Source organism: Citrobacter sp. MGH104 (genome assembly GCF_001034485.1).
GTDB classification, from domain to species: Bacteria; Pseudomonadota; Gammaproteobacteria; order Enterobacterales; family Enterobacteriaceae; genus Citrobacter; species Citrobacter freundii.
Window position 1 is genome coordinate 2,463,868 of the sequence record NZ_KQ089818.1, and the last position, 24,286, is coordinate 2,488,153.

General features: G+C 50.3%; 22 protein-coding genes. 3 read left to right on the top strand and 19 right to left on the bottom strand.

All coding sequences use genetic code 11. From position 1 onward, the window contains the following. Window positions 1-13: 13 nt before the first annotated feature. The 17 genes from SK34_RS11590 to asnC form a co-directional block, all read right to left on the bottom strand. Window positions 14-733 (bottom strand): fimbrial chaperone, encoded by a 720-nt coding sequence (locus SK34_RS11590; protein ID WP_407057038.1) that lies wholly within the window; start codon window positions 731-733, stop codon window positions 14-16. An 81-nt stretch (window positions 734-814) separates the two neighbouring features. Next, window positions 815-1,387, bottom strand: a complete 573-nt coding sequence (locus tag SK34_RS11595; protein ID WP_044714273.1) for a chaperone-usher fimbrial major subunit — start codon at window positions 1,385-1,387, stop codon at window positions 815-817. 438 nt (window positions 1,388-1,825) lie between these two features. Next, complete coding sequence (gene glmS / locus SK34_RS11600; RefSeq protein ID WP_003023813.1) at window positions 1,826-3,655, bottom strand: glutamine--fructose-6-phosphate transaminase (isomerizing); 1,830 nt, start codon at window positions 3,653-3,655, stop codon at window positions 1,826-1,828. Between the two features lie 224 nt (window positions 3,656-3,879). After that, window positions 3,880-5,250, bottom strand: coding sequence for a bifunctional UDP-N-acetylglucosamine diphosphorylase/glucosamine-1-phosphate N-acetyltransferase GlmU (gene glmU / locus SK34_RS11605; RefSeq protein ID WP_044700491.1), 1,371 nt, complete (start codon window positions 5,248-5,250; stop codon window positions 3,880-3,882). 649 nt (window positions 5,251-5,899) lie between these two features. After that, window positions 5,900-6,319 carry a F0F1 ATP synthase subunit epsilon gene (locus tag SK34_RS11610; protein ID WP_003023809.1) on the bottom strand — a complete coding sequence of 140 codons (420 nt, stop codon included), beginning with the start codon at window positions 6,317-6,319 and terminating at the stop codon, window positions 5,900-5,902. A 20-nt stretch (window positions 6,320-6,339) separates the two neighbouring features. Continuing rightward, entirely contained in the window at window positions 6,340-7,722 is a 1,383-nt protein-coding gene (gene atpD / locus SK34_RS11615; RefSeq protein WP_003023806.1) for a F0F1 ATP synthase subunit beta, read from the bottom strand. 26 nt (window positions 7,723-7,748) lie between these two features. After that, window positions 7,749-8,612: a F0F1 ATP synthase subunit gamma gene (gene atpG, locus SK34_RS11620; protein WP_003023804.1), complete on the bottom strand. Its 864-nt coding sequence runs from the start codon at window positions 8,610-8,612 to the stop codon at window positions 7,749-7,751. Window positions 8,613-8,662: 50 nt separating this feature from the next. Continuing rightward, a complete protein-coding gene (gene atpA / locus SK34_RS11625; protein WP_003023802.1) occupies window positions 8,663-10,204 on the bottom strand; it encodes a F0F1 ATP synthase subunit alpha in 1,542 nt (513 codons plus the stop codon). Between the two features lie 12 nt (window positions 10,205-10,216). Next, on the bottom strand, window positions 10,217-10,750 hold the full coding sequence (gene atpH, locus SK34_RS11630) for a F0F1 ATP synthase subunit delta (protein ID WP_003023799.1): 534 nt from the start codon (window positions 10,748-10,750) through the stop codon (window positions 10,217-10,219). Between the two features lie 14 nt (window positions 10,751-10,764). After that, window positions 10,765-11,235, bottom strand: a complete 471-nt coding sequence (atpF, locus tag SK34_RS11635) for a F0F1 ATP synthase subunit B (protein WP_003023796.1) — start codon at window positions 11,233-11,235, stop codon at window positions 10,765-10,767. A gap of 59 nt (window positions 11,236-11,294) precedes the next feature. Beyond that, window positions 11,295-11,534: a F0F1 ATP synthase subunit C gene (gene atpE / locus SK34_RS11640; protein ID WP_003023794.1), complete on the bottom strand. Its 240-nt coding sequence runs from the start codon at window positions 11,532-11,534 to the stop codon at window positions 11,295-11,297. 46 nt (window positions 11,535-11,580) lie between these two features. After that, window positions 11,581-12,396, bottom strand: a complete 816-nt coding sequence (gene atpB / locus SK34_RS11645) for a F0F1 ATP synthase subunit A (protein ID WP_003023792.1) — start codon at window positions 12,394-12,396, stop codon at window positions 11,581-11,583. A gap of 7 nt (window positions 12,397-12,403) precedes the next feature. Then, entirely contained in the window at window positions 12,404-12,784 is a 381-nt protein-coding gene (gene atpI / locus SK34_RS11650; RefSeq protein WP_003023790.1) for a F0F1 ATP synthase subunit I, read from the bottom strand. 614 nt (window positions 12,785-13,398) lie between these two features. Further along, window positions 13,399-14,022 (bottom strand): 16S rRNA (guanine(527)-N(7))-methyltransferase RsmG, encoded by a 624-nt coding sequence (gene rsmG, locus SK34_RS11655; RefSeq protein ID WP_048233091.1) that lies wholly within the window; start codon window positions 14,020-14,022, stop codon window positions 13,399-13,401. A 101-nt stretch (window positions 14,023-14,123) separates the two neighbouring features. After that, complete coding sequence (gene mnmG / locus SK34_RS11660; protein ID WP_003023784.1) at window positions 14,124-16,013, bottom strand: tRNA uridine-5-carboxymethylaminomethyl(34) synthesis enzyme MnmG; 1,890 nt, start codon at window positions 16,011-16,013, stop codon at window positions 14,124-14,126. Between the two features lie 372 nt (window positions 16,014-16,385). After that, window positions 16,386-16,835 (bottom strand): FMN-binding protein MioC, encoded by a 450-nt coding sequence (mioC, locus tag SK34_RS11665; protein WP_003023782.1) that lies wholly within the window; start codon window positions 16,833-16,835, stop codon window positions 16,386-16,388. An 88-nt stretch (window positions 16,836-16,923) separates the two neighbouring features. After that, a complete protein-coding gene (asnC, locus tag SK34_RS11670) occupies window positions 16,924-17,382 on the bottom strand; it encodes a transcriptional regulator AsnC (RefSeq protein WP_003023780.1) in 459 nt (152 codons plus the stop codon). A 151-nt stretch (window positions 17,383-17,533) separates the two neighbouring features. Here asnC and asnA point away from each other — a divergent pair, with 151 nt between their 5' ends. Continuing rightward, the gene (gene asnA / locus SK34_RS11675; protein WP_003827009.1) at window positions 17,534-18,526 is read left to right on the top strand and encodes an aspartate--ammonia ligase; all 993 of its coding nucleotides are present in this window, start codon (window positions 17,534-17,536) and stop codon (window positions 18,524-18,526) included. 3 nt (window positions 18,527-18,529) lie between these two features. Here asnA and viaA read toward each other — a convergent pair whose 3' ends face one another. Both viaA and ravA read right to left on the bottom strand, forming a co-directional pair. Then, entirely contained in the window at window positions 18,530-19,981 is a 1,452-nt protein-coding gene (gene viaA, locus SK34_RS11680) for an ATPase RavA stimulator ViaA (RefSeq protein WP_003023773.1), read from the bottom strand. Then, the gene (gene ravA, locus SK34_RS11685) at window positions 19,975-21,471 is read right to left on the bottom strand and encodes an ATPase RavA (protein ID WP_003023770.1); all 1,497 of its coding nucleotides are present in this window, start codon (window positions 21,469-21,471) and stop codon (window positions 19,975-19,977) included. Before ravA ends, viaA begins: the two co-directional genes overlap by 7 nt. 329 nt (window positions 21,472-21,800) lie before the next feature. Here ravA and kup point away from each other — a divergent pair, with 329 nt between their 5' ends. Continuing rightward, entirely contained in the window at window positions 21,801-23,669 is a 1,869-nt protein-coding gene (kup, locus tag SK34_RS11690) for a low affinity potassium transporter Kup (protein ID WP_003023768.1), read from the top strand. Window positions 23,670-23,861: 192 nt separating this feature from the next. Then, window positions 23,862-24,281 (top strand): D-ribose pyranase, encoded by a 420-nt coding sequence (rbsD, locus tag SK34_RS11695; RefSeq protein WP_003023766.1) that lies wholly within the window; start codon window positions 23,862-23,864, stop codon window positions 24,279-24,281. Window positions 24,282-24,286 lie beyond the last annotated feature (5 nt).

The window sequence follows — 24,286 nt, forward strand, 5'->3', positions numbered from 1 at the left end:
CCTTGTCGGGTAGTTAAAGGGCCCTTTTTATCGGATCGCTGATCGCGCCATAATCATTAATAAATTGCCATACCAACGAACGCCCAGCAGCCCCTTCAGGAATGTCCAGGGCTATCGTTTCAAACGGCTTAATCATATTTAAGGTGATATCTTTTCCGTCAACAATTACGCTCATCACATTGATATGAATAGGCGTTGGATTATTCACCATCAGTTTATTTCCCTGACGCTGCCAGGATACTTTGGCTACTGCCTTTTCCGGCGTAATGGTTATCGACGCGGGACGCCAGAAAAGCTTAATTCGTGTTTTAATAGCAATTTCAAGAGAGCTCCCCTCTTCTTTATTCGTTGACGGGGGAATATTTTTAACATTAAACCAAAAAACAGATTCACGATCGGTAGGAAGATTACCCTCTGTTTTAATAATACGTAATATTTTTTCTTGCCCAGCCTCGAGTCGCGACACAGGAGGAATCGTCGTAAAGGGCGGTTTGCTCTTATCATTTTTGTCAAATGGATCGACCCACGACTGAATTAAATAAGGGAGTTTAGATTCTTTATTATAAATAGATATCGTTGCATCGGGTGCATTACCTGGAAAAATAACTCGTGTGCCTCCAACAACGATACCTGAAAAAGATACCGATGAATAAAATGAAAAGACCATAAACAGAACTATTTTAAAATAATGACCAGGCATACATGTATCCAGAAATAAAAAGACGCTCGCTATAACAAAGAAAAAGGAATAGCACAATAACGAGCGCCATTTAATTAACAATGAATATTCAATTGAAACGAATGACTCTTTGTATTACTTCACATATTCAACGGTGAACTGGGAATCGGCGTTAGCGGTACCGGCAGTCACTGTCGCAGAAGTGGCAATATAACGAGCAACAAACTGCATAGACGCTTTAGTCGCAACAATCGGGGTTTCAGCTGATTTTGTATACAGCTTAACCTGAGAGTTATCAGCTTTGTTATAGATACGGATCGCAACACCTGTTGCGGTAATCGGTGCAGGTTCAGTTCCTGTATAATCACCCGGAGTCGTCGTATTCAGCGGATCGCCAATAGCCAGGTCGCCATTACCGTCGGCAGCTTCTGTGCCATCGAAGCGAACGCCCGCTTTGGTATATGTATCCGGGCATTTCTCCAGGTCAATATGGAAAGCCGTCGGCGCGGCGGTAGAACCTGCACCGGTGAATGCAGTACGGTTTACTTTACCTAAGTCGACACTCTGATCTTTGGTATCTGCGGTCACTTCACACGTACTGTCAATCACTTCACCACGAAAGTGGACGGTACCATCAGAAGCAAATACCTGGCTTGCCATAATCGTAGAAGAAAGCACCAACGCACCCGTAATTAAATTTAGTTTCATTTTATCCCTTTATATATTAAATTATCTTAACGTTTTATTTTCACAGATAAAAAATAAAACAAATACCCTTTACATCGGGATAGATAATACTCCTTAAAATATATAAACAGCAAATTACAAAATCTGTAAAACAGAAATAATCAGGTTTACAGATTTCATTAACTAATAATACAAGCATATACATTAATTATTAATATAACAATTACCTCACATTTTATATATCAGAATTTAAATTTTCAGAATTCACCCATAAAAAAGTGCAAAAAAAACACAATCAGCTCAATCTACAAGCTAACATCATTATTATTTATATGATTTAAATATAATTACAAACAGGTGATTAATCTATAATTAAAATACTATTTAGAATATTTGTAAATGCAAATAAAAAAGGTTGCTGTATTGCTACAGCAACCCTTAATAGCTTTGTACTAAGTATTATTCTACGGTAACTGACTTCGCCAGGTTACGCGGCTGATCGACGTCGGTGCCTTTAATCAGTGCCACATGATACGCCAGCAGCTGCAGCGGAACGGTGTAGAAGATCGGTGCAATCACCTCTTCCACATGCGGCATCTCGATGATGTGCATGTTTTCGCTGCTGGTAAAGCCAGCATCCTGGTCAGCAAAGACGTACAGCTGACCGCCACGGGCGCGAACTTCTTCAATGTTGGATTTCAGTTTTTCCAACAATTCGTTGTTCGGCGCAACCACGATAACTGGCATATCGGCATCAATCAGCGCCAGCGGACCGTGTTTCAGTTCACCTGCGGCATAAGCTTCAGCGTGAATATAAGAGATCTCTTTCAGCTTCAGCGCGCCTTCCAGCGCAATTGGATACTGATCGCCACGGCCAAGGAACAGCGCATGATGTTTGTCAGAGAAACCTTCTGCCAGAGCGGCAATGCGTTTGTCCTGAGACAACATCTGCTCAATACGACTCGGCAGCGCCTGCAGACCGTGAACGATCTCCTGCTCAATAGACGCATCAAGGCCTTTCAGACGGGACAGTTTCGCCACCAGCATCAGCAGAACGGTCAGCTGAGTGGTAAATGCCTTCGTGGAGGCCACACCGATTTCGGTACCGGCATTGGTCATCATCGCCAGGTCAGATTCACGCACCAGAGAGGAACCCGGAACGTTACAGATAGCCAGCGATCCCAGATAGCCCAGCTCTTTAGATAAGCGCAGGCCCGCCAGGGTATCCGCCGTTTCACCAGACTGAGAAAGGGTAATCATCAGGCTGTTACGACGCACGGCGGATTTGCGATAGCGGAATTCGGAAGCGATTTCGACATCACAAGGAATACCCGCCAGCGATTCAAACCAGTAGCGGGACACCATACCGGAGTTGTAAGACGTACCGCAGGCGATAATCTGGATATGCTCAACCTGAGACAGCAGCTCGTTGGCACGCGACCCCAGCTCGCTTAAATCCACTTCACCGTGGCTAATGCGCCCGGTCAGCGTATTTTTAATCGCGTTCGGCTGTTCGTAGATCTCTTTCTGCATGTAGTGGCGATAAATACCTTTTTCGCCCGCGTCATACTGCAGATTCGATTCGATATCCTGACGTTTCACTTCTGCGCCAGACTTGTCGAAAATAGAGACAGAACGACGAGTCACTTCCGCGATGTCACCCTCTTCCAGGAAGATGAAGCGACGGGTTACCGGCAGCAGCGCCAGCTGATCGGAAGCGATGAAGTTTTCGCCCATACCCAGACCAATCACCAGCGGGCTACCAGAACGGGCCGCCAGCAGGGTTTCCGGATTACGGGTATCCATGATCACCGTGCCGTAGGCACCACGTAGTTGGGGAATAGTGCGCAGCACGGCTTCACGCAGCGTACCACCCTGTTCCAGTTCCCAGTGCACCAGGTGAGCAATCACTTCGGTGTCGGTTTCAGAAACAAAGGTATAGCCACGCGTTTTCAACAGCTCACGCAGTGGTTCATGGTTTTCAATGATGCCGTTATGCACCACAACAATGTGTTCAGAAACATGAGGATGCGCGTTCGCTTCTGAAGGTTCACCGTGTGTCGCCCAACGGGTATGAGCGATACCTGTACCACCATGCAACGGATGTTCTTCCGCAGCAGCAGTCAGCATCTGCACTTTACCCAGACGACGCAGACGGGTCATGTTACCTTCAGCATCGACGACGGCCAGACCAGCAGAGTCATAACCACGATATTCCAGACGACGTAAACCTTCGAGAAGGATTTCAGCTACATCACGCTGCGCGATAGCGCCAACAATTCCACACATATTTTTTGATTCCGAATTTAGGCATTATGCCTGTCGTTGTCGCTGACCTGTATTTGCCCATTTCGGGCGCCCCGAGCCTTGTAGAGAGTGGGGTTATTTTTATGGTACTGCTTGTTGAGCGGAGGATTATGTTATCCCCTCATCTCTTGTGTGCCTGATGGCGCTTACGCTTATAAGGCCTACAGAACGTCACCGCACGTAGGCCGCCATCCGGCAAAAATCACTTACTTCTTCTTCACCGGACGCTGCCAGCCCTGTTTATGGACCTGAGGTACACGGCTTAATACCAGTTCGTTATCGGCGACATTACGCGTTACGGTGGTTCCGGCGGCAATCGTCGCACCTTTACCCACGGTGACAGGCGCCACCAGCTGAGTATCAGACCCCACAAACACATCATCACCAATAATGGTTTTAAACTTATTGGCGCCATCGTAGTTGCAGGTAATCGTACCCGCGCCGATATTCACGTTATCGCCAATCTCCGCATCACCCAGGTAGGTCAAATGACCGGCTTTGGAGCCTTTACCCAGACGCGCTTTTTTCATTTCGACAAAGTTACCCACGTGCGCGCCTTCCTGCAGCTCAGCACCCGGGCGCAGACGTGCGAATGGACCAATGGTGCAAGCGGCTTCCAGATGCGCATCTTCCACCACACTGTATGGGCTAAGCTCGCAACCCTCACCAATCACGCTGTTTTTGATGATGCAACCGGCGCCAATCTTGACGCGATCCCCAACGGTTACGTTACCTTCAATGATAACGTTAGTATCAATTTCAACATCGCGCCCGTGAATAAGCGTACCGCGAAGATCAAAACGTGCCGGATCGCGCAACATCACGCCCGCCAGCAGCAGTTTTTCTGCCTGCTCGGACTGATAAACACGTTCCAGACGGGATAGCTGAAGACGGTTATTCACCCCTTCAGTTTCGCTAATGCGTGCCGGATGTACTGCAGCAATTTCACGTCCTTCCTTATACGCCATCGCGATGATATCGGTGATGTAGTATTCACCCTGCACGTTGTTGTTGGTCAGTTTAGACAGCCAACGCTTCATGTCAGCGCCGTTGGCAATCAGGATACCAGTGTTTATTTCCTGGATTTGACGCTGCTCGTCGGTGGCATCTTTATGCTCAACGATACCCGTGACATTGCCGTTATCGCGGGTAATTCGGCCATAACCGGTTGGGTCATCAAGTTTTACCGTTAGCAAGCCAATGCCGCCCTGCGGTTTGGCTTCACGCAGGCGACGTAAGGTATCGGTAGAGATCAGCGGCACATCGCCATAGAGCATTAAAATGTCTTCATCATCACCAAAGAATGGCGCCGCCTGCTGCATTGCATGGCCGGTACCCAACTGTTCCGCCTGCAGAACCCAGTTCAGATTGCCATCTTTCAGCGTCTGCTTGAGCAAATCACCACCGTGCCCGTAGACCAGATGTACGTGAGTCGCACCTAATTCATTAGCAGCATCAATGACATGCTGAACCATCGGTTTTCCTGCGAGGGTATGCAGCACTTTAGGGAGATCGGAATACATACGCGTGCCTTTGCCTGCGGCAAGGATCACGACGCTCATAGCATTATTCAACATACACATCCTGACTGTAATTTGAGAACGAATTTATACCGTTTCACATTGAAAATACTACATTTTTTTCAGCGTGAAATGGACCGAAGATAAAACGTTCAACAGGGGTAATTCCCCATCTGATAACTCACTATTTTCGTCTAAATCAGTATCTTTTGTCTGCCAAAAACCTGGGGACTGCTCTTATTAAAGCCTTAGGTTAATGTTTTTGCTATTTTTTTACCGCATGAATAAAGAGTTACACATGCAAAGCCCGATTTTTTTTATGTGATTCAGTGAGAAACCGAACATGTGTACGCGAAATAAAAAGTTGAGGGAGAAGAGTAGGGGGAGGGGATTTATAACAACAAGTGGCGCTGACTGATAAACCATATCAAGCATCGCGCCACAGGACAGGCAGGTAAAGTCTAAAAGCTCATATTGCTGAACATGGCGATGATTTTATTGAGTAATTTCATGTTGGCATCTCTTTTTATCTGATTTTATTATGTGACACACATCACATAAAAAGAGTCTACGCCGCATTTTTTAGCCAATCAATATTTTTATGATCTAAATCACAAAACAGCTTTCAATTTAAATGTTCTTGCAGCAAAAGCAAAAAAAAGCCAGCCTGGAAACCAGACTGGCCTTTATGCTTTTCAAGCCGGTGTTACATCGCTTTTTTGGTCAACTCGATAACGCGCAGTTTCGCGATCGCTTTGGCCAGTTCCGCAGATGCCTGAGCGTAATCCACGTCACCATGAGAGCTCTTGATGTGCTCTTCAGCCTTACGCTTCGCTTCCAGGGCTCTCGCTTCATCGAGATCCTGTCCGCGAATCGCGGTATCAGCCAGAACGGTCACGCTGCCAGGCTGCACTTCGAGAATGCCGCCGGACAGGTAGATAAACTCTTCATGACCGAACTGTTTAACGATGCGGATCATACCAGGCTTAATGGCGGTGAGCAGCGGTGCGTGACCCGGGAAAATACCCAGTTCACCTTCACTACCCGTTACCTGGATTTTCTCGACCAGACCAGAGAACATTTGTTGCTCTGCGCTGACGACGTCCAGGTGGTAAGTCATTGCCATATCACCCTCCGATTAAGGCGTTAAAGTTTTTTGGCTTTTTCCACGGCTTCGTCGATAGAACCAACCATGTAGAACGCCTGCTCTGGCAGGTGGTCGTATTCGCCTTCCATGATGCCTTTAAAGCCACGGATGGTGTCTTTCAGGGAAACGTATTTGCCCGGAGAACCGGTGAATACTTCCGCAACGAAGAACGGCTGGGACAGGAAGCGCTGAATCTTACGTGCGCGTGCTACCACCAGTTTATCTTCTTCAGACAGTTCATCCATACCCAGGATGGCGATGATGTCTTTCAGTTCCTGATAACGCTGCAGCAGGGACTGTACGCCACGCGCGGTGTCGTAGTGTTCCTGACCAACAACCAGCGGATCCAGCTGACGGCTGGTGGAGTCCAGCGGGTCAACTGCCGGGTAGATACCCAGAGATGCGATCTGACGGCTCAGTACCACGGTTGCATCCAAGTGAGCAAAGGTGGTTGCTGGGGATGGGTCAGTCAAGTCATCCGCTGGTACGTATACCGCCTGAACGGAGGTGATAGAACCGGTTTTGGTGGAGGTGATACGTTCCTGCAGAACACCCATCTCTTCCGCCAGGGTCGGCTGGTAGCCTACCGCTGATGGCATACGACCCAGCAGTGCAGATACTTCTGTACCGGCCAGGGTGTAACGATAGATGTTATCAACGAACAGCAGAACGTCACGACCTTCGTCACGGAACTTCTCAGCCATGGTCAGACCGGTCAGCGCAACACGCAGACGGTTTCCCGGCGGCTCGTTCATCTGGCCATATACCAGGGATACTTTGTCCAGAACGTTGGAGTCGGTCATTTCGTGGTAGAAGTCGTTACCCTCACGAGTACGTTCACCTACGCCCGCAAACACGGAGTAACCGGAGTGTTCGATCGCGATGTTACGGATCAGCTCCATCATGTTTACGGTTTTACCTACACCCGCACCACCGAACAGACCAACTTTACCGCCCTTAGCGAACGGACACATCAGGTCGATAACTTTGATACCGGTTTCCAGCAGTTCCTGAGAGCTTGACAGCTCTTCGTAGGAAGGTGCTGCACGGTGGATAGCCCAACGCTCTTCTTCACCGATATCGCCTTTCATGTCGATCGGGTGACCCAGAACGTTCATGATACGACCCAGCGTTGCTTTACCTACCGGGACTTCGATCGGGTGCTCGAGGTCTTTAACTTCCAGACCACGACGCAGACCGTCAGAAGAACCCATGGCGATGGTACGTACGATACCGCCGCCGAGCTGCTGCTGAACTTCCAGCACCAGGCTCTCTTTACCATTCATAACCTCAAGAGCATCGTACACGCGCGGTACGGCATCCTGAGGGAATTCGACGTCAACCACGGCGCCGATTACCTGGACAATTTTTCCAGTAGCCATCTTGAATCCTCTACGAATTAACCTGGTTATACCGCGGATGCACCACCGACGATTTCGGTGAGTTCCTGAGTAATGCTGGCCTGACGAGCTTTGTTGTATACCAACTGCAGCTCTTTAATCAGGCTGCCGCCATTGTCGGTCGCGGCTTTCATCGCCACCATACGTGCGGCCTGCTCGCTGGCCAGGTTTTCTACCACGCCCTGATAAACCTGAGACTCGACATAACGACGCAGCAGGGTATCCAGCAGCGCTTTCGGGTCTGGCTCATACAGGTAATCCCAGGATTTACGCTTCAATTCATCATCATCTGATGCCGGCAGAGGCAGCAGTTGGGTGATGGTTGGCGTCTGAGACATGGTGTTAATAAATTTGTTGCTGACAACGTACAGTCTGTCCAGGCGACCTTCATCGTAGGCCTGCAGCATCACTTTAACCGGACCGATCAGTTCGGACAGGGAAGGGTTATCCCCCATACCGGTTACCTGAGCAATCACATTACCGCCAACGGAGTTAAAGAAAGACACGCCCTTAGAGCCGATCATTGCGATATCGCACTGAACGCCTTTATCGGACCATGTTTTCATATCCGCCAGCAGCTTTTTGAACAGGTTAATGTTCAAGCCACCGCACAGACCACGGTCGGTCGACACCACCAGGTAGCCCACGCGTTTAACGTCGCGTTCTTCCAGGTAAGGGTGCTTATATTCCAGATTACCATTCGCAAGGTGACCAATCACTTTGCGCATGGTCTCTGCATAAGGACGGCTGGCCGCCATGCGATCCTGCGATTTACGCATTTTGGAAGCGGCGACCATCTCCATCGCTTTAGTGATCTTCTGCGTGTTCTGGACGCTTGCGATCTTACTACGTATCTCTTTTGCGCCGGCCATGAGCTTCTCCTCAATGCCTTGCGGTCCACCCTAAAGCAGACCGCCAGACGTTACCAGGACTGGGTTGCCTTGAAGGAATCGAGGATAGCTTTCAGCTTGCCTTCGATTTCATCGTTATAGCCACCGGACTGGTTGATCTCTTGCATCAGCGGAGCGTGGTCACGGTCAACGTAAGCCAGCAGAGCGGCTTCGAAGCTACCGATTTTCGCCAGTTCCACATCTTCGAGGTAACCGCGTTCAGCCGCGAACAGCACCACACCCTGCTGTGCAACAGACATTGGCGCATACTGTTTCTGCTTCAGCAATTCAGTTACTTTCTGACCGTGGCTCAGCTGCTTACGAGTAGCTTCATCCAGGTCGGAAGCGAACTGAGAAAACGCTGCCAGTTCACGATACTGCGCCAGCGCGGTACGAATACCACCGGACAGTTTCTTGATGATCTTGGTCTGCGCTGCACCACCAACACGAGATACGGAGATACCCGGGTTAACTGCCGGACGAATACCGGAGTTAAACAGGTTGGTTTCCAGGAAGATCTGACCATCGGTAATAGAAATTACGTTGGTCGGAACGAACGCAGAAACGTCACCCGCCTGGGTTTCGATAATCGGCAGAGCGGTCAGGGAGCCGGTTTTACCTTTAACTTCACCATTGGTGAACTTCTCAACGTATTCCGCGTTTACGCGGGATGCGCGTTCCAGCAGACGGGAGTGGAGGTAAAATACGTCGCCCGGGAATGCTTCACGTCCTGGTGGACGACGCAGCAACAGGGAAACCTGACGGTAAGCAACAGCCTGTTTAGACAGGTCATCGTAAACGATCAGTGCATCTTCACCGCGGTCACGGAAGTATTCGCCCATTGCGCAACCGGCATATGGTGCCAGGTATTGCAGTGCAGCAGATTCAGACGCGGTCGCCACAACAACGATGGTGTTGGACAGTGCGCCGTGTTCTTCCAGTTTACGAACCACGTTAGAAATGGTGGACGCTTTCTGGCCGATAGCCACGTACACACATTTGATGCCGGAATCACGCTGGTTGATGATGGCATCGATTGCCATCGCGGTTTTACCTGTCTGACGGTCACCGATGATCAGCTCACGCTGGCCACGACCGATTGGGATCATGGCATCAACAGATTTATAACCGGTCTGTACTGGCTGGTCGACGGACTGACGTTCGATTACGCCCGGTGCGATAACTTCGATTGGCGAGAAGCCATCGTTATCAACCGGACCTTTACCGTCAATCGGGGAACCCAGAGTGTTCACCACACGACCCAGCAGGCCACGGCCAACCGGAACTTCCAGAATACGACCCGTACACTTAACCTTCATGCCTTCGGCGAGGTCAGCGTATGGACCCATCACAACTGCACCTACGGAGTCGCGCTCCAGGTTCAGTGCGATAGCGTAACGGTTACCCGGCAGGGAAATCATCTCACCCTGCATACAATCGGCCAGGCCGTGAATGCGGATAACACCGTCACTTACAGAAACAATAGTACCTTCGTTGTGAGCTTCGCTCACAACATTGAACTGAGCAATGCGCTGCTTGATCAGTTCGCTGATTTCGGTGGAATTCAGTTGCATGCTCCAGTCCCCTTAAGACTGCAAGACGTCTGCAAGGCGTTCAAGACGGCCGCGTACGCTGCCATCAATGACCATATCACCCGCTCGGATGATTACGCCTGCCATTACAGACTTATCGATTTTGCAATTCAGCTTAACTTTGCGTGACAGACGTTTTTCCATCGCTGCGCTAATCTTCTTAAGCTGTTCATCACTCAGTGCATTGGCAGAAGTAACTTCTACCTCAGAGATAGCCTCACTGGCTGCACGCAGGTGAATAAACTGCTCAAGAACATCCGGGAGCGCATTCAGACGGTTATTTTCAGCCATTACCCGAATCAGGTTTTGGCCGCTTTCGTCCAGTTGCTCACCGCATACGGCGATAAACGACTCAGCGAGCGTTTCCGGCGCCAGCGCGCCAGAGAGAAGCTCTGCCATTTGTTCGTTTTTTGTCACCTCAGCGGCAAACATCAGCATATCCTGCCAACGGTCAACGCTTTGGTGCTCAACGGCAAAGTCAAAAGCTGCTTTGGCGTAGGGGCGAGCTACCGTAACAAATTCAGACATCAGCCCCTCCCTCCTTACAGTTCAGCGACAAGTTTGTCCACGATGTCGCTATTAGCAGCTTCATCCACGGAACGTTCGATGATCTTCTCGGCGCCAGCAACAGCCAGGATAGCAACTTGCTTACGCAGCTCTTCGCGAGCACGTTTACGCTCGGCTTCAATTTCCGCCTGCGCCTGTGCCACGATTTTAGTACGTTCCTGCTCTGCTTCAGTTTTAGCTTCGTCCAGGATCTGAGCACGGCGTTTGTTCGCCTGCTCGATGATTACCTGAGCTTCCGCCTTCGCTTTTTTCAGCTGGTCGGTCGCGCTGGCCTTTGCAAGGTCAAGATCCTTATGTGCTCGTTCTGCAGAAGCAAGGCCGTCAGCAATTTCTTTTTGACGTTTTTCGATGGCAGCCATTAAAGGCGGCCATACGTACTTCATGCAGAACAGAACGAACAGGACAAACGCGATGGCCTGGCCGAGGATTGTTGCGTTAAGATTCACAGCACAATGCCTCTATCTAGTTAACGTTCTGATATTGCTCTTAATTCAAGCAACGCTTACTACGCGACAGCAAACATCACGTACAGACCCAGACCTACAGCGATCATTGGGATTGCATCCACCAGACCCATAACGATAAAGAACTGAGTACGCAGCAGAGGAATCAGATCCGGTTGACGCGCTGCGCCTTCCAGGAATTTACCCCCGAGGATGCCGATACCGATCGCAGCACCGATTGCCGCCAGACCCATCATCACAGCGGCAGCAATGTACAGCAGATCCATATTCAGGTTTTCCATGACAGTCTCCAGTTTGTTTCAGTTAAAACGTAGTAGTGTTGGTAAATTAATGCTCTTCAGATGCCATCGACAGATAGACAATCGTCAGAACCATAAATATGAAGGCTTGCAGCGTGATAATCAGTATGTGGAAAATGGCCCACGGCACATTCAGGATCCACTGTGACCACCACGGCAACAGACCAGCAATCAGAATGAAAATCAGCTCACCAGCGTACATGTTACCGAACAGTCGCAGACCAAGTGAGATTGGTTTGGACAGCAGGCTTACCCCTTCAAGGATTAAGTTGACAGGGATGAACGCCCAGTGATTGAACGGCTGCAGCGTCAACTCTTTCGCGAAGCCACCGATGCCTTTCATTTTGATGCTGTAGAACAGAATGAGGATAAATACGCCCAGCGCCATCGACAGGGTGATGTTCACGTCAGCAGACGGAACCACACGCAGAGCCGGTAGGCCAAAGATATGCTCACCGATGTACGGCAGCAGGTCGATAGGCAGCAAATCCATCAAGTTCATCAGGAATACCCAGACGAAAATCGTCAGGGCCAGCGGAGCAATCAGCTTGCTTTTGCCATGGTACATGTCTTTCACGCTACCATGCACAAAGCCGATTACCAGCTCAATCGCAGTCTGAAATTTACCTGGTACGCCGCTGGTCGCCTTTTTGGCTACGCTACGGAACATAAGCAGGAACAACAGACCCAGAACCACCGAGAAGAAAATGGAGTCAATATTGAGCGTCCAGAAGGTGGCTGGGGGGTTGTGCGGATCCACCAGCGAGAATGTACGTAGGTCCAACTGAAGGTTATTCAGATGGTGTCCTATGTAATCCTGCGGCGTCATATTTTCTGAAGCCATGATGCCTTTACCCTTTGTTGTTAATTACAGCCGGCGCCAGTATCTGAACCACCAGCACCAAAACCCACGTAACGATCAGCGGCATGAATACCGCTTTCAAAACAGCCAACGCCACCACCAACAACACCAGCATAGCTAATACCTTGAAGGCTTCGCCGAAAGCGAACGTCCAGGCTACTCGGCCTTTAGCTGGTGTATGTGCCTGGTGACGCCAGGCAAATATCATAAACAACACATTAGGCAGTAACACTGCCAATCCACCGCACAATGCGGAGATGCCCCAGAAAGGGTCTTTGAGGCTAAATAGCAGTCCACTTGCTATTACCGCCAGAAACTGTGTGAGCAAAAGCTTACGAGCAACGTTTCGACTCAAGAGCGACATAGACATCACGTTTTTACTCCTGCTCCCTTCGAGGTATGCCGCGTGTCGTATAAAACGTTCTTTATGGCTTAGAGTCAAGCATCAAAAAGCGGTCAAATTATACGGTGCGCCTTCTCGATTTCAAACAATAAGTAGCTAAAAAGTGAATAAATGTTTAAATATTTTTCGCTACGCCACATTTATCACTTTTATGCAAACTGTGAACGATCATGCAAAACTGCAAAAGCCGCGTAAACACTGGCTGCAAAGCGTGCACCAGATCACATATTAAGCATATTCGCCCCGGCACTATTTATTTACTTGGCAAATGATGCCATTTCAACTTTTTGATATTTAAGCCTAAAATTCGTTACTGTTTTAAAAATAGCGAATAACAACAAAAAAACCACCCATTGACATTTATAATAAAAAATTAACACGAGCGGTGATTCTTTGATTCTATTTTTAGCAGGCTGATATTTTCACAGCTGACTTGTTTCACTTTCAACAAAAAACGGTACGTTATAGTTATGATGCAAAACCGTAAGGCATTAGTGAAATGTAACGACATTTAACCACACTATTCCTTATGACTTTTAACACCCGAAGAACCGTTTTTTTTCTATTTTTTTTGATAAAAATTAAATTTTGTTTGGCTTAATAACCACCAGATGACGTTCACCATCCAGTTGCGGAACGTGTAATTTTTCGACCGACTCGACGCTGAATTCTGCAGGCAACGAGGCAATTTCATCTTCAGGCAACTGCCCTTTTAGCGCATAAAAACGCCCTTCCTGACCAGGCAAATGATGGCACCAGCTCACCATATCATTGAGTGACGCGAAAGCACGGCTAATCACCCCATCAAACGGCGGCTCTGAAGGGAATTCTTCAACGCGACTTTGCACTGGAGTGATGTTAGTAAGCGCAAGCTCATGCTGCACCTGGCGCAAGAAACGAACGCGTTTTCCCAGGCTATCCAGCAGTGTGAAATGCGCTTCAGGACGTACGATGGAGAGAGGGATTCCCGGCAGGCCCGGACCAGTGCCGACATCGATAAAACGCTCGCCCTTCAGGTACGGCGCGACGACAATGCTGTCCAGAATATGGCGCACCAGCATTTCGTTGGGATCACGCACCGACGTCAGGTTGTACGCTTTGTTCCATTTATGCAGCATATCGACATACGCAATCAGCTGATTTTTCTGGTGATCGGTAAGAGAAATACCGGCATCAGCCAGCAGACGAGAGAGTTTGTTGAGCACGGTCGTTACCTGTAAATAATCTATTGCCCGACGCGCTGTCGCTTATCGGGCCGACAAATTTGTAGGGCGGGCAAACGAAGCGCTCCCGCCAAAAAGTGATATCAAGCGCTGCGACGCAGCATACCTTGTTTTTTCAGCCATACCAGCAGAATGGAGATGGCGGCAGGTGTTACGCCGGAAATACGCGATGCCTGACCGATCGATACCGGTTTGTGATCGTTCAGTTTGGCAATGACCTCATTCGACAAGCCGGAGACCTGACGATAATCCAGCGTTGCAGGCAACAGGGTGTTCTCATTACGCTGTTGTCTCTCGATCTCTTCCTGCTGACGGGCGATATATCCTTCGTATTTCACCTGAATTTCAACCTGTTCTGCGGCCTGAGCATCATCAAGCGCAGGTGCAAACGCAGATAAAGAGGTCAACTGAGCATAGGTCATATCCGGGCGACGCAGCAGATCTTCACCGCTCGCTTCACGTGACAGAGGTGTCGCCAGGTGAGCATTCACTTCTGCAGCGGACTCCGCTAACGGATTCACCCAGGTTGATTTGAGACGCTGGCGTTCTTGTTCAATACGCTCCAGCTTCTCGTTGAAGCGAGCCCAACGCTCATCGTCCACCAGTCCCAGCTCACGGCCAATTTCGGTCAGACGCAGGTCGGCGTTATCTTCGCGCAGCATCAAACGGTATTCCGCGCGTGAGGTGAACATGCGGTACGGTTCTTTGGTGCCCAGCGTACACAGATCGTCCACCAGCACACCAAGATAAGCCTGATCGCGGCGCGGCGCCCAGCCGTCTTTGTCAGCAGACAAGCGTGCGGCGTTCAGACCAGCCAGCATCCCTTGCGCGGCAGCTTCTTCATAACCGGTCGTACCGTTGATCTGACCAGCAAAGAACAGACCCTGGATGAATTTGCTTTCCAGAGTAGGTTTCAGGTCGCGCGGATCGAAGAAATCATACTCAATTGCGTAGCCAGGACGGACGATTCTGGCATTTTCCATCCCCTGCATGGAACGGACAATTTGCATCTGCACATCGAACGGCAGGCTGGTGGAGATGCCATTCGGGTAAATTTCGTTAGACGTCAGTCCTTCCGGTTCGAGGAAGATCTGATGTTGGTTACGATCGGCAAAGCGCATCACTTTGTCTTCGATCGACGGGCAATAGCGTGGGCCGATACCTTCGATCACGCCTGCGTACATCGGGCTACGATCGAGGTTATTACGGATCACATCATGGGTTTTTTCATTGGTATGCGTGATGTAACACGGCATCTGGCGCGGATGTTGAGAAGCATCGCCCAGGAATGAGAAGACCGGCATCGGGTTATCGCTGTTTTGCTGGCCGAGCACGCTGAAATCAATCGTGCGCGCATCGATTCGCGGCGGTGTACCGGTTTTCAGGCGACTGACGCGCAGCGGCAGTTCACGCAGACGACGTGACAGCGGAATAGACGGCGGATCGCCAGCGCGGCCACCGCTGTAGTTGTCCAGACCAATATGAATTTTGCCGTCGAGGAAAGTCCCCACGGTTAACACGACCGCTTTGGCACGGAACTTCAGTCCCATTTGGGTTACCGCGCCTACGACACGATCGTTTTCAACAATCAGATCTTCAACCGCCTGTTGGAAGATCATCAGGTTGGGTTGATTCTCCAGTGCGGTACGTACCGCCTGGCGATAGAGCACACGATCGGCCTGAGCGCGAGTAGCACGAACGGCAGGCCCTTTGCTGGCGTTTAGTATCCTAAACTGGATACCGGCATGGTCGATCGCTTTTGCCATCAACCCACCAAGCGCATCCACTTCTTTTACCAGGTGTCCCTTCCCAATACCGCCGATCGCCGGGTTGCAGCTCATCTGTCCCAGAGTGTCGATATTGTGTGTCAAAAGCAGAGTCTGTTGACCCATTCGCGCCGCGGCCATTGCGGCCTCGGTGCCTGCATGACCCCCGCCAATGATGATGACGTCAAAAGGATCCTGATAAAACATGGTGATTGCCTCGCATAACGCGGTGTGAAAATGGATTGAAGCCCGGGCCGTGGATTCTACTCAACTTTAGTCGATGGAGAAAGACCTGGGATCCTGGGTATTAAAAAGAAGATCTTTTTATTTAGAGATCTGTTTTACTGTGATCTCTTATTAGGATCGCACCTTTCTGTGGATAAGGGCGATCCTTTAAGTAAGATCAACAGGTTGCTGAGGATCATTAGCTGTGAATGATCGGTGATCCTGGTCCGTATAAGCTGGGATCAGAATGAAGGGTTATACACAACTCAAAAACTGAACAACAGTTGCTCTTGGGATAACTACCGGTTGATCCAAGCTTTTAACCAGAGTTATCCACATAAAAAAGTACGATCTTTACAAATCTCTGAGCAACGGATGCCACGATCCCAGCCAAATTTCAGCCGGATCTTCCGGAATTTCATGTTCCAGTACGTTGATCCTGAGCGTTTCGCCGATCTGTTTTGCCCCACAGGCCTTCAATTCGGCTTCCAGCTTGTCGATTGCGCCGCAAAAGGTGTCATATTCACGACTGCCGATCCCGATTGCACCAAAGTGCACTTGTGACAGGTTCGGTTTCTGCTCGCGTAAGGCATCATATAAAGGCTGCAGGTTGTCAGGAATGTCTCCTGCTCCGTGTGTGGAGCTGATAATCAGCCAGATCCCGTCAGTCGGAACCTCTTCAAGCATTGGCCCATGCAGTATTTCGCTGGAAAAACCGGCGTCGTCCAGCTTTTCAGCCAGATGCTCTGCTACATATTCCGCACTGCCAAGCGTACTACCGCTGATAAGAGTGATGTCTGCCATGATCGCCCACCTTTATAAAGAGGGCGTATTGTACGCTGTGTGCGAGCTGGGATCTACCTGTGGAAAAATAGGGGATTAAAAAACCCGATCACGGCTTGATGGTACGCATAATCGGGTTCTGCAAGACGATCAGGGTTTCAGTGGACTGAATTTCGTCAATTGTTTGGATCTTGTTGATAAGTACCTGCTGCAACGCGTCGATCGATTTGCACATTACCTTAATAAAGATGCTGTAGTGCCCGGTGGTGTAATACGCTTCGGTCACTTCATCGAGGCTTTCCAGTCTTGCAAGTGCTGACGGATAGTCTTTCGCACTTTTCAGAATGATGCCGATAAAGCAGCCGACGTCGTAACCCAATTGTTTGGGACTAACATCAATCCGCGCGCCGGTAATGATCCCGGCCTGCTTCATCTTTTCTACGCGAACGTGAATTGTTCCTGGGCTGACGCCGAACTGTTTGGCTAATTCTGCGTAGGCAGTACGGGCATTTTCCATCAGGGCATCAAGAATGCCGCGGTCCAGATTGTCGATCTGATAATTTTCCATAGGTTTTTCTTATGTAGATTAATGATTCCCTCTATTTTAGTCGTTAATTTTAACGAATCAAAATCGAAGTCGGCTTTTTGTTTGTTGATTATTGAATATTACCTCCATTCTGTTGCTTAATCATAGGCAACAGGACACAGGAGTACACATAATGAAAACCGCTTACATTGCCAAACAACGTCAAATTAGCTTCGTAAAATCTCATTTTTCTCGCCAGCTGGAAGAGCGTTTAGGTCTGATCGAAGTTCAGGCTCCGATCCTCAGCCGCGTTGGAGATGGCACGCAGGATAACTTGTCGGGCTGTGAAAAAGCGGTGCAGGTGAAGGTTAAAGCATTGCCAGACGCTCAATTCGAAGTGGTTCATTCACTGGCGAAGTGGAAGCGTCAAACGTTAGGACAACACGACTTTAGCGCAGGCGAGGGGCTGTACACGCATATGAAAGCCCTGCGTCCCGATGAAGATCGCCTCTCCCCGCTGCACTCAGTGTACGTTGACCAGTGGGACTGGGAGCGCGTGATGGGCGACGGTGAGCGTCAATTCTCCACTCTGAAAAGCACGGTAGAGGCTATCTGGGCGGGAATTAAGGCCACCGAAGCTGCGGTTAGCAAAGAGTTTGGTCTGGCACCGTTCCTGCCAGAGCAGATCCACTTTGTTCATAGCCAGGAGCTGTTATCTCGTTATCCGGATCTTGACGCAAAAGGTCGTGAACGTGCGATCGCTAAAGAGCTGGGCGCGGTATTCCTGGTGGGAATCGGCGGTAAGCTCAGTGACGGTCACCGTCATGATGTACGTGCGCCGGATTATGATGACTGGAGTTCAGCGTCTGAGCTGGGTCATGCCGGTCTGAACGGTGATATTCTGGTCTGGAACCCGGTTCTGGAAGATGCGTTTGAGCTGTCTTCTATGGGGATCCGTGTGGATGCTGACGCTCTGAAACACCAGCTGTCTTTGACTGGTGATGAAGATCGCCTGAGTCTGGAATGGCACCAGGCGCTGCTGCGTGGTGAAATGCCGCAGACGATTGGTGGGGGGATTGGGCAGTCGCGTCTGACCATGCTGTTGCTGCAATTACCGCACATTGGCCAGGTTCAGTGTGGCGTATGGCCGGCCCAGGTACGTGAAAGCGTCGCTTCTCTGCTGTAACAATTAACGCCGCCAGCGTCTGAGCAGGCGGCTTCGCATCCCGGTATCAAAGCGCCAGATATGATCGAAAATGCGCATGATGCCGGGTTTGCCATGTGCTGACATCGCTACCGCATGAAAACGGTGCTGGTGCACCCGCTGTAATTCCCCCACTTTGCTGACGACTTCATCGGGTAATCGCTGAGCGATAAAATCTGAGATAACCACCGCATCGGCATCAAACCATTCCCGACCCTGCATGCGTTCAATAATGGCGCGAAAACAGCTGGCAATATCAGTGCCACCACGAAAGCGTTGACTTAAAAAGCGGATCGCCTGTTCGATGCCCTCCGGACCGGAAAGCTCATAGCGCACCACTTCTGTTGAAAACAGCATAATGAAACAACGCCGGTTATCGGCAAGGGCGACGCGCATTAGCGCCAGGCAAAAGGCTTTCGCACACTGCTCATTAAACCCGCCCATCGATCCTGATGTATCAACGCAGACGATAAAAGGTCCGCGCGGCTGCTCGTCAAAATCCTGATGCACCACCGGACGTTCTGTTACTTTCTCACGCCATGCTTCGCCGTGCAGGCGGTAGGTCAGCAGTTGCTTTTCCACCAGCCGTCGGTAGAACTCGTATTCCAGTTCGGTTATGCCCAACGTGGCCAGTTCTGGCGGTAGCAGGCGCAGGATATCGTCACTTTGCTGGATGCCATCCACCTGCTCCGGGACGGTTGCCGGTTCGCGCACCAGGGTACGGAAGGTTTCCATTGGCGCATCTTTACGCGGCACGGATTTCGCCTCTCTGGAACGACCTAACTGCTCGGCCAGGCGCTGGAGTTCGGGTTGTTGCGTCAGAAATTCGCCGTATTTCACCATCAACTGATAATCACCGCGCTTGATTTGGCCCGCGCTCATATCCCACAACCGGCCTGCAGCGTTGTCATTTTCCGCCAGAACGGGTTCCAGTTGTCCGCTAAGGGTCATCCGTTCCTGTACTTCACTGAGCAAATGCTCGCGCTCTTCTTCCAGCAGTTGCTGATTCAGCGTTGTGGTTTGCACCACCAGGCTCAGGCGCCAGCGCTGGAGAAAAAGCGTATGTAGGGCGGGCGTAAAGGTGCTGTTGTCATTGACCAGTTGCTGCGCTTGCCCAGCCCAGGGCGAATGGAGTCGGTGCAATAGCGATAATATTTGCGGTAGTTGAACGATAAACTGTGCATGAGAGAGGAGCTGGCTTTGTTGATAACAAATGACTTCTTCTGCCAACTCCGGCGGCACATGGGTATCTTTGAGGCGGCTACGCAAAGATTCGCGCCAGCGGGGAATATCGTCAGTGATCGCTTTTTTAAGGCGAGGAAATTTTTTAAAAAATACCACCATCTTTGGGGAAGCCAACAGGGCGACGATCATCTCTTCGATCATCGCCTCTTCGCTGACTGCCAGCATTATGTTGAGTGTATCAAGGGTCAGCATTGTTGCGCCTGGCGGATTTGCGCCCCGACATCCTGCAGGCTGGCCTCAATGCGGCCTAACCAGTCGCTATGAATAAACAGGCATTTTTGCTGTTCGCTGAATGCGCTGTGCTGCTGATGCCACTCGTTATCGAGCGCTTCAAGCTCCTGCTTTATCTCTGCGGGCATACTCTCTTGCGAAGCCCCCGGCAGCGCCAGGCGAGAACCCTGTAAACTGACATCGCGCACAACCAGATGCTGTGCACTATCGACTTCCATATTCAGTGTTTGGGCAAAGCCGATCCCGTTTAATTTTCCGCGGATTTCACCGCCTTTTGTTAGCCACAGTTCCAGCGCACTGCGTTCAAAAGCAATATGGATAACTTCCATATCATGCAGCTTTAATGGCTTTTGTAGCAGTAATGTCACGACTGAGGACGTAGCTTCTGGTGGTAAATCATAATGAGGACGACGACTGAACATGCCACCCTGACGGATTACCGTGAACGCCGTTTTGTCGCTTTGTTGCTGCTGGAGTTGAATGCGGCGCTGCACAATACTGCCCAGGCGCGTCAGCATGGCTTGCTGCTGCCAGGCGTGTCCGGTCATCAATATTTCAAGCTGCTGTTGCATCAGATTCAGGCTTTGCGCGTCGTACCACAGACAATCTTTCAGCAGGATCAGGTCGATAGGTACTACCGCATCACGTCCGCTAAAGAAAGCGCTGGCCTGGAGTAAGCGGATCGCTTTTTTCCAGCGACGATCGGACACGTAGGGGGCATTTGGTAGCGTGTCCAACTGCTGGCGTAGGGTGAAAATAAGCTCAAACACGCGATCGGGAAGCTTGATGGCGCCAATGTCTTTTTGCCACTGGTGATACTCTTCATCCGTCACCTGCAATGATGCGGGGACCGGGTTGTCGCTTTCATCCTGCTGACTTAGCAGCATGGAGCGGAAATTGGCCTTGTCCTGAACTTTATCCAGCCACAGACGAATCAGCATACGGTCGTACAGCGCTTCCAGGCTGCTGTCGGCTTCAGGCAGTTCGTTGGAAGCGGCAACCAGCAGACGCATCGGAATTTTTTCTTCATACGCGCCGTTGCGAAAGTGACGTTCGTTAATGGCGGTCAGCAGGGTGTTAAGAATTGCCGGGCCTGCTTTCCAGATTTCATCAAGAAAAACGATTTCAGCTTCAGGAAGATAGCCCGCCGTTAAGCGTTCATAGCGACCTTCGTCTTTAAGGGCCTGTATGGACAGCGGGCCGAAAACTTCTTCCGGCGTAGAGAAGCGCGTCATCAGGTATTCAAAAGCGCGTGCATTTTGGAAGGCAAACTTCAGTCGGCGGGCAATTAAGCTCTTTGCGATCCCCGGGGGGCCTAATAAGAAAACGCTCTCGCCGCTGAGTGCTGCCAGCAGACACAGACGAATGGCGTGGCTACGTTCATAAAGTCCCTTTTCCAGCGCATTGCTCAGACGGGAAATTCTTTCCGCTAATAAATGTGGGTGAGCCATAATGAAGTGGCGTCCTTTCGCCAAATGTACTGCATAAACTGCGAGTATAGATGCTTCACACCATTGCAGTAATAGACTGAAGGTGCGCTTATTTTTCTTTGAGCCAGATTAATCTGGTCTCATTTAGGGGTACGATTTTGTGATTAATCGTGCATACTGTGCGCCTTTTTGTGGGCCAAGGGACGACGCACACATTTCTTATATATACACCAAATCAATCAAGCTGCACCAAGGCGGCAATGGAGTTTTCTCCTGGGATGGGGGGAATAACGAATGCAGCCCACACGGAGTGGCTTGAAAGATGATGTGTATAAACGAAAGACGAGTCTATGAGCACTGATAATAAACAATCATTGTCTGCGATTACCCTTGCAGCCATTGGGGTTGTCTACGGTGATATTGGTACCAGCCCACTTTATACGCTTCGTGAATGTTTGTCCGGCCAGTTTGGTTTTGGCGTTGAACGTGATGCCGTATTTGGTTTTCTCTCGCTGATTTTCTGGCTGCTGATCTTTGTTGTCTCCATTAAATACCTGACGTTTGTCATGCGCGCAGATAACGCCGGAGAAGGCGGGATCCTGACGCTGATGTCATTGGCCGGGCGCAATACCTCGGCGCGAACAACCTCCATGCTGGTCATTATGGGATTGATAGGCGGCAGCTTCTTCTATGGTGAAGTGGTGATTACGCCAGCCATTTCTGTGATGTCTGCGATTGAAGGTCTGGAGATTATTGCCCCGCAACTGGATACCTGGATTGTTCCGCTCTCGATAATCGTACTGACCCTGCTGTTTTTGATTCAAAAACACGGTACCGGCATGGTCGGTAAGCTGTTTGCGCCGATTATGCTGCTGTGGTTCCTGACGCTGGCGGTTTTAGGCGTACGCAGTATTATTGGCAATCCGGAAGTACTGCAGGCGCTAAATCCGTATTGGGCGGTGCATTTCTTCCTCGAATTCAAAACGTTGTCTTTTATTGCACTGGGTGCGGTGGTGTTGTCGATTACCGGTGTTGAAGCGCTGTATGCGGATATGGGCCACTTCGGTAAGTTGCCGATTCGCCTGGCATGGTTCTCTGTGGTGTTGCCTTCACTGGTACTGAACTATTTTGGTCAGGGGGCGCTACTGTTAAAGCATCCTGAAGCGATCAAAAACCCGTTCTTCCTGTTGGCGCCAGACTGGGCGTTGATCCCGCTACTGATCCTCGCTGCGCTGGCGACGGTAATCGCTTCGCAGGCGGTTATCTCCGGTGTGTTCTCGCTGACGCGTCAGGCCGTGCGTTTGGGATATTTATCGCCAATGCGCATTATCCATACCTCGGAAATGGAGTCGGGCCAGATCTACATTCCTTTCGTTAACTGGATGCTCTATTTTGCGGTGGTTATTGTGATTGTGAGTTTTGAACACTCCAGTAATCTGGCCGCGGCGTACGGGATTGCGGTAACGGGGACGATGGTGCTGACCTCTATTTTGTCGACCACCGTGGCGCGCAAAAACTGGCACTGGAATAAATACTTCGTCTTCCTGATCCTGGTGGCATTCCTGTGCGTCGATGTTCCGCTGTTCTCCGCGAACCTCGATAAACTGATTTCCGGCGGTTGGCTGCCTCTGACGCTGGGTCTGGTGATGTTCACCATCATGACCACCTGGAAAAGTGAACGCTTCCGTCTGCTGCGTCGTATGCATGAGCACGGTAACTCTCTGGAGGCGATGATTGCTTCTCTGGAGAAATCACCACCGGTACGCGTGCCGGGAACGGCTGTATATATGTCCCGCGCACTGAACGTCATCCCGTTTGCGCTTCTGCATAACCTCAAACATAACAAGGTGCTGCATGAGCGCGTTATTCTGCTGACGCTGCGCACGGAAGATGCGCCCTATGTTCACAACGTGCGTAGGGTGCAGATTGAGCAGTTATCGCCCACCTTCTGGCGCGTGGTTGCCAGCTACGGTTGGCGCGAAACGCCGAACGTGGAGGAAGTGTTCCATCGCTGCGGTCTGGAAGGCTTAAGCTGCCGGATGATGGAAACCTCCTTCTTCATGTCGCACGAGTCGCTGATTGTCGGCAAACGACCATGGTACTTGCGTCTGCGCGGTAAGCTGTATCTGCTGTTACAGCGCAATGCGCTGCGTGCGCCGGACCAGTTTGAAATCCCACCGAACCGGGTTATTGAGCTCGGTACTCAGGTCGAGATTTAATCTCATCAACGCCCTCTTTCATCGTGAAAAGGGGCGTTTTGTTTTGCCCCTCCCAGTTTTCATTTCATCTAATGATAATCCTTGCGAAACGTTTCGATGGCGATCACATTTTCGTAACGTCGCGGTGGTTTTCTGTCCACTCTTCGCACTACACTTATCTCCAGCGAAACGTTTCGCTAGTGGGGAAAGAAAATGAAGAAAGGCACGGTACTCAACTCTGAAATTTCATCGGTGATCTCCCGTCTGGGGCATACCGATACGCTGGTGGTGTGTGATGCAGGTTTACCCATCCCGAACAGCACAACGCGTATCGATATGGCATTAACCCAGGGCGTACCTTCTTTTATGCAGGTACTGGATGTGGTCACACGTGAAATGCAGGTCGAGGCGGCCATTCTCGCGTCGGAAATTAAACAACATAATCCGCAACTCCACGAAACGTTGCTCAGCCACATTGAGCAACTGCAACAACACCAGGGAAACACCATAGAAATTCGTTACACCACGCATGAACAATTCAAAAAACAAACCGCAGACAGTCAGGCGGTAATTCGCAGCGGAGAGTGTTCTCCGTATGCGAATATCATTCTCTGTGCTGGCGTCACGTTCTGAGGCCA

What these genes read in the sequence shown, in the direction of transcription:
- SK34_RS11595 (WP_044714273.1), bottom strand. Translation starts at nt 1,387, where the DNA reads ATGAAACTAAATTTAATTACGGGTGCGTTGGTGCTTTCTTCTACGATT.
- glmS (WP_003023813.1), bottom strand. Translation starts at nt 3,655, where the DNA reads ATGTGTGGAATTGTTGGCGCTATCGCGCAGCGTGATGTAGCTGAAATC.
- glmU (WP_044700491.1), bottom strand. Translation starts at nt 5,250, where the DNA reads ATGTTGAATAATGCTATGAGCGTCGTGATCCTTGCCGCAGGCAAAGGC.
- SK34_RS11610 (WP_003023809.1), bottom strand. Translation starts at nt 6,319, where the DNA reads ATGGCAATGACTTACCACCTGGACGTCGTCAGCGCAGAGCAACAAATG.
- atpD (WP_003023806.1), bottom strand. Translation starts at nt 7,722, where the DNA reads ATGGCTACTGGAAAAATTGTCCAGGTAATCGGCGCCGTGGTTGACGTC.
- atpG (WP_003023804.1), bottom strand. Translation starts at nt 8,612, where the DNA reads ATGGCCGGCGCAAAAGAGATACGTAGTAAGATCGCAAGCGTCCAGAAC.
- atpA (WP_003023802.1), bottom strand. Translation starts at nt 10,204, where the DNA reads ATGCAACTGAATTCCACCGAAATCAGCGAACTGATCAAGCAGCGCATT.
- atpH (WP_003023799.1), bottom strand. Translation starts at nt 10,750, where the DNA reads ATGTCTGAATTTGTTACGGTAGCTCGCCCCTACGCCAAAGCAGCTTTT.
- atpE (WP_003023794.1), bottom strand. Translation starts at nt 11,534, where the DNA reads ATGGAAAACCTGAATATGGATCTGCTGTACATTGCTGCCGCTGTGATG.
- atpB (WP_003023792.1), bottom strand. Translation starts at nt 12,396, where the DNA reads ATGGCTTCAGAAAATATGACGCCGCAGGATTACATAGGACACCATCTG.
- atpI (WP_003023790.1), bottom strand. Translation starts at nt 12,784, where the DNA reads ATGTCTATGTCGCTCTTGAGTCGAAACGTTGCTCGTAAGCTTTTGCTC.
- mnmG (WP_003023784.1), bottom strand. Translation starts at nt 16,013, where the DNA reads ATGTTTTATCAGGATCCTTTTGACGTCATCATCATTGGCGGGGGTCAT.
- mioC (WP_003023782.1), bottom strand. Translation starts at nt 16,835, where the DNA reads ATGGCAGACATCACTCTTATCAGCGGTAGTACGCTTGGCAGTGCGGAA.
- asnC (WP_003023780.1), bottom strand. Translation starts at nt 17,382, where the DNA reads ATGGAAAATTATCAGATCGACAATCTGGACCGCGGCATTCTTGATGCC.
- asnA (WP_003827009.1), top strand. Translation starts at nt 17,534, where the DNA reads ATGAAAACCGCTTACATTGCCAAACAACGTCAAATTAGCTTCGTAAAA.
- viaA (WP_003023773.1), bottom strand. Translation starts at nt 19,981, where the DNA reads ATGCTGACCCTTGATACACTCAACATAATGCTGGCAGTCAGCGAAGAG.
- ravA (WP_003023770.1), bottom strand. Translation starts at nt 21,471, where the DNA reads ATGGCTCACCCACATTTATTAGCGGAAAGAATTTCCCGTCTGAGCAAT.
- kup (WP_003023768.1), top strand. Translation starts at nt 21,801, where the DNA reads ATGAGCACTGATAATAAACAATCATTGTCTGCGATTACCCTTGCAGCC.
- rbsD (WP_003023766.1), top strand. Translation starts at nt 23,862, where the DNA reads ATGAAGAAAGGCACGGTACTCAACTCTGAAATTTCATCGGTGATCTCC.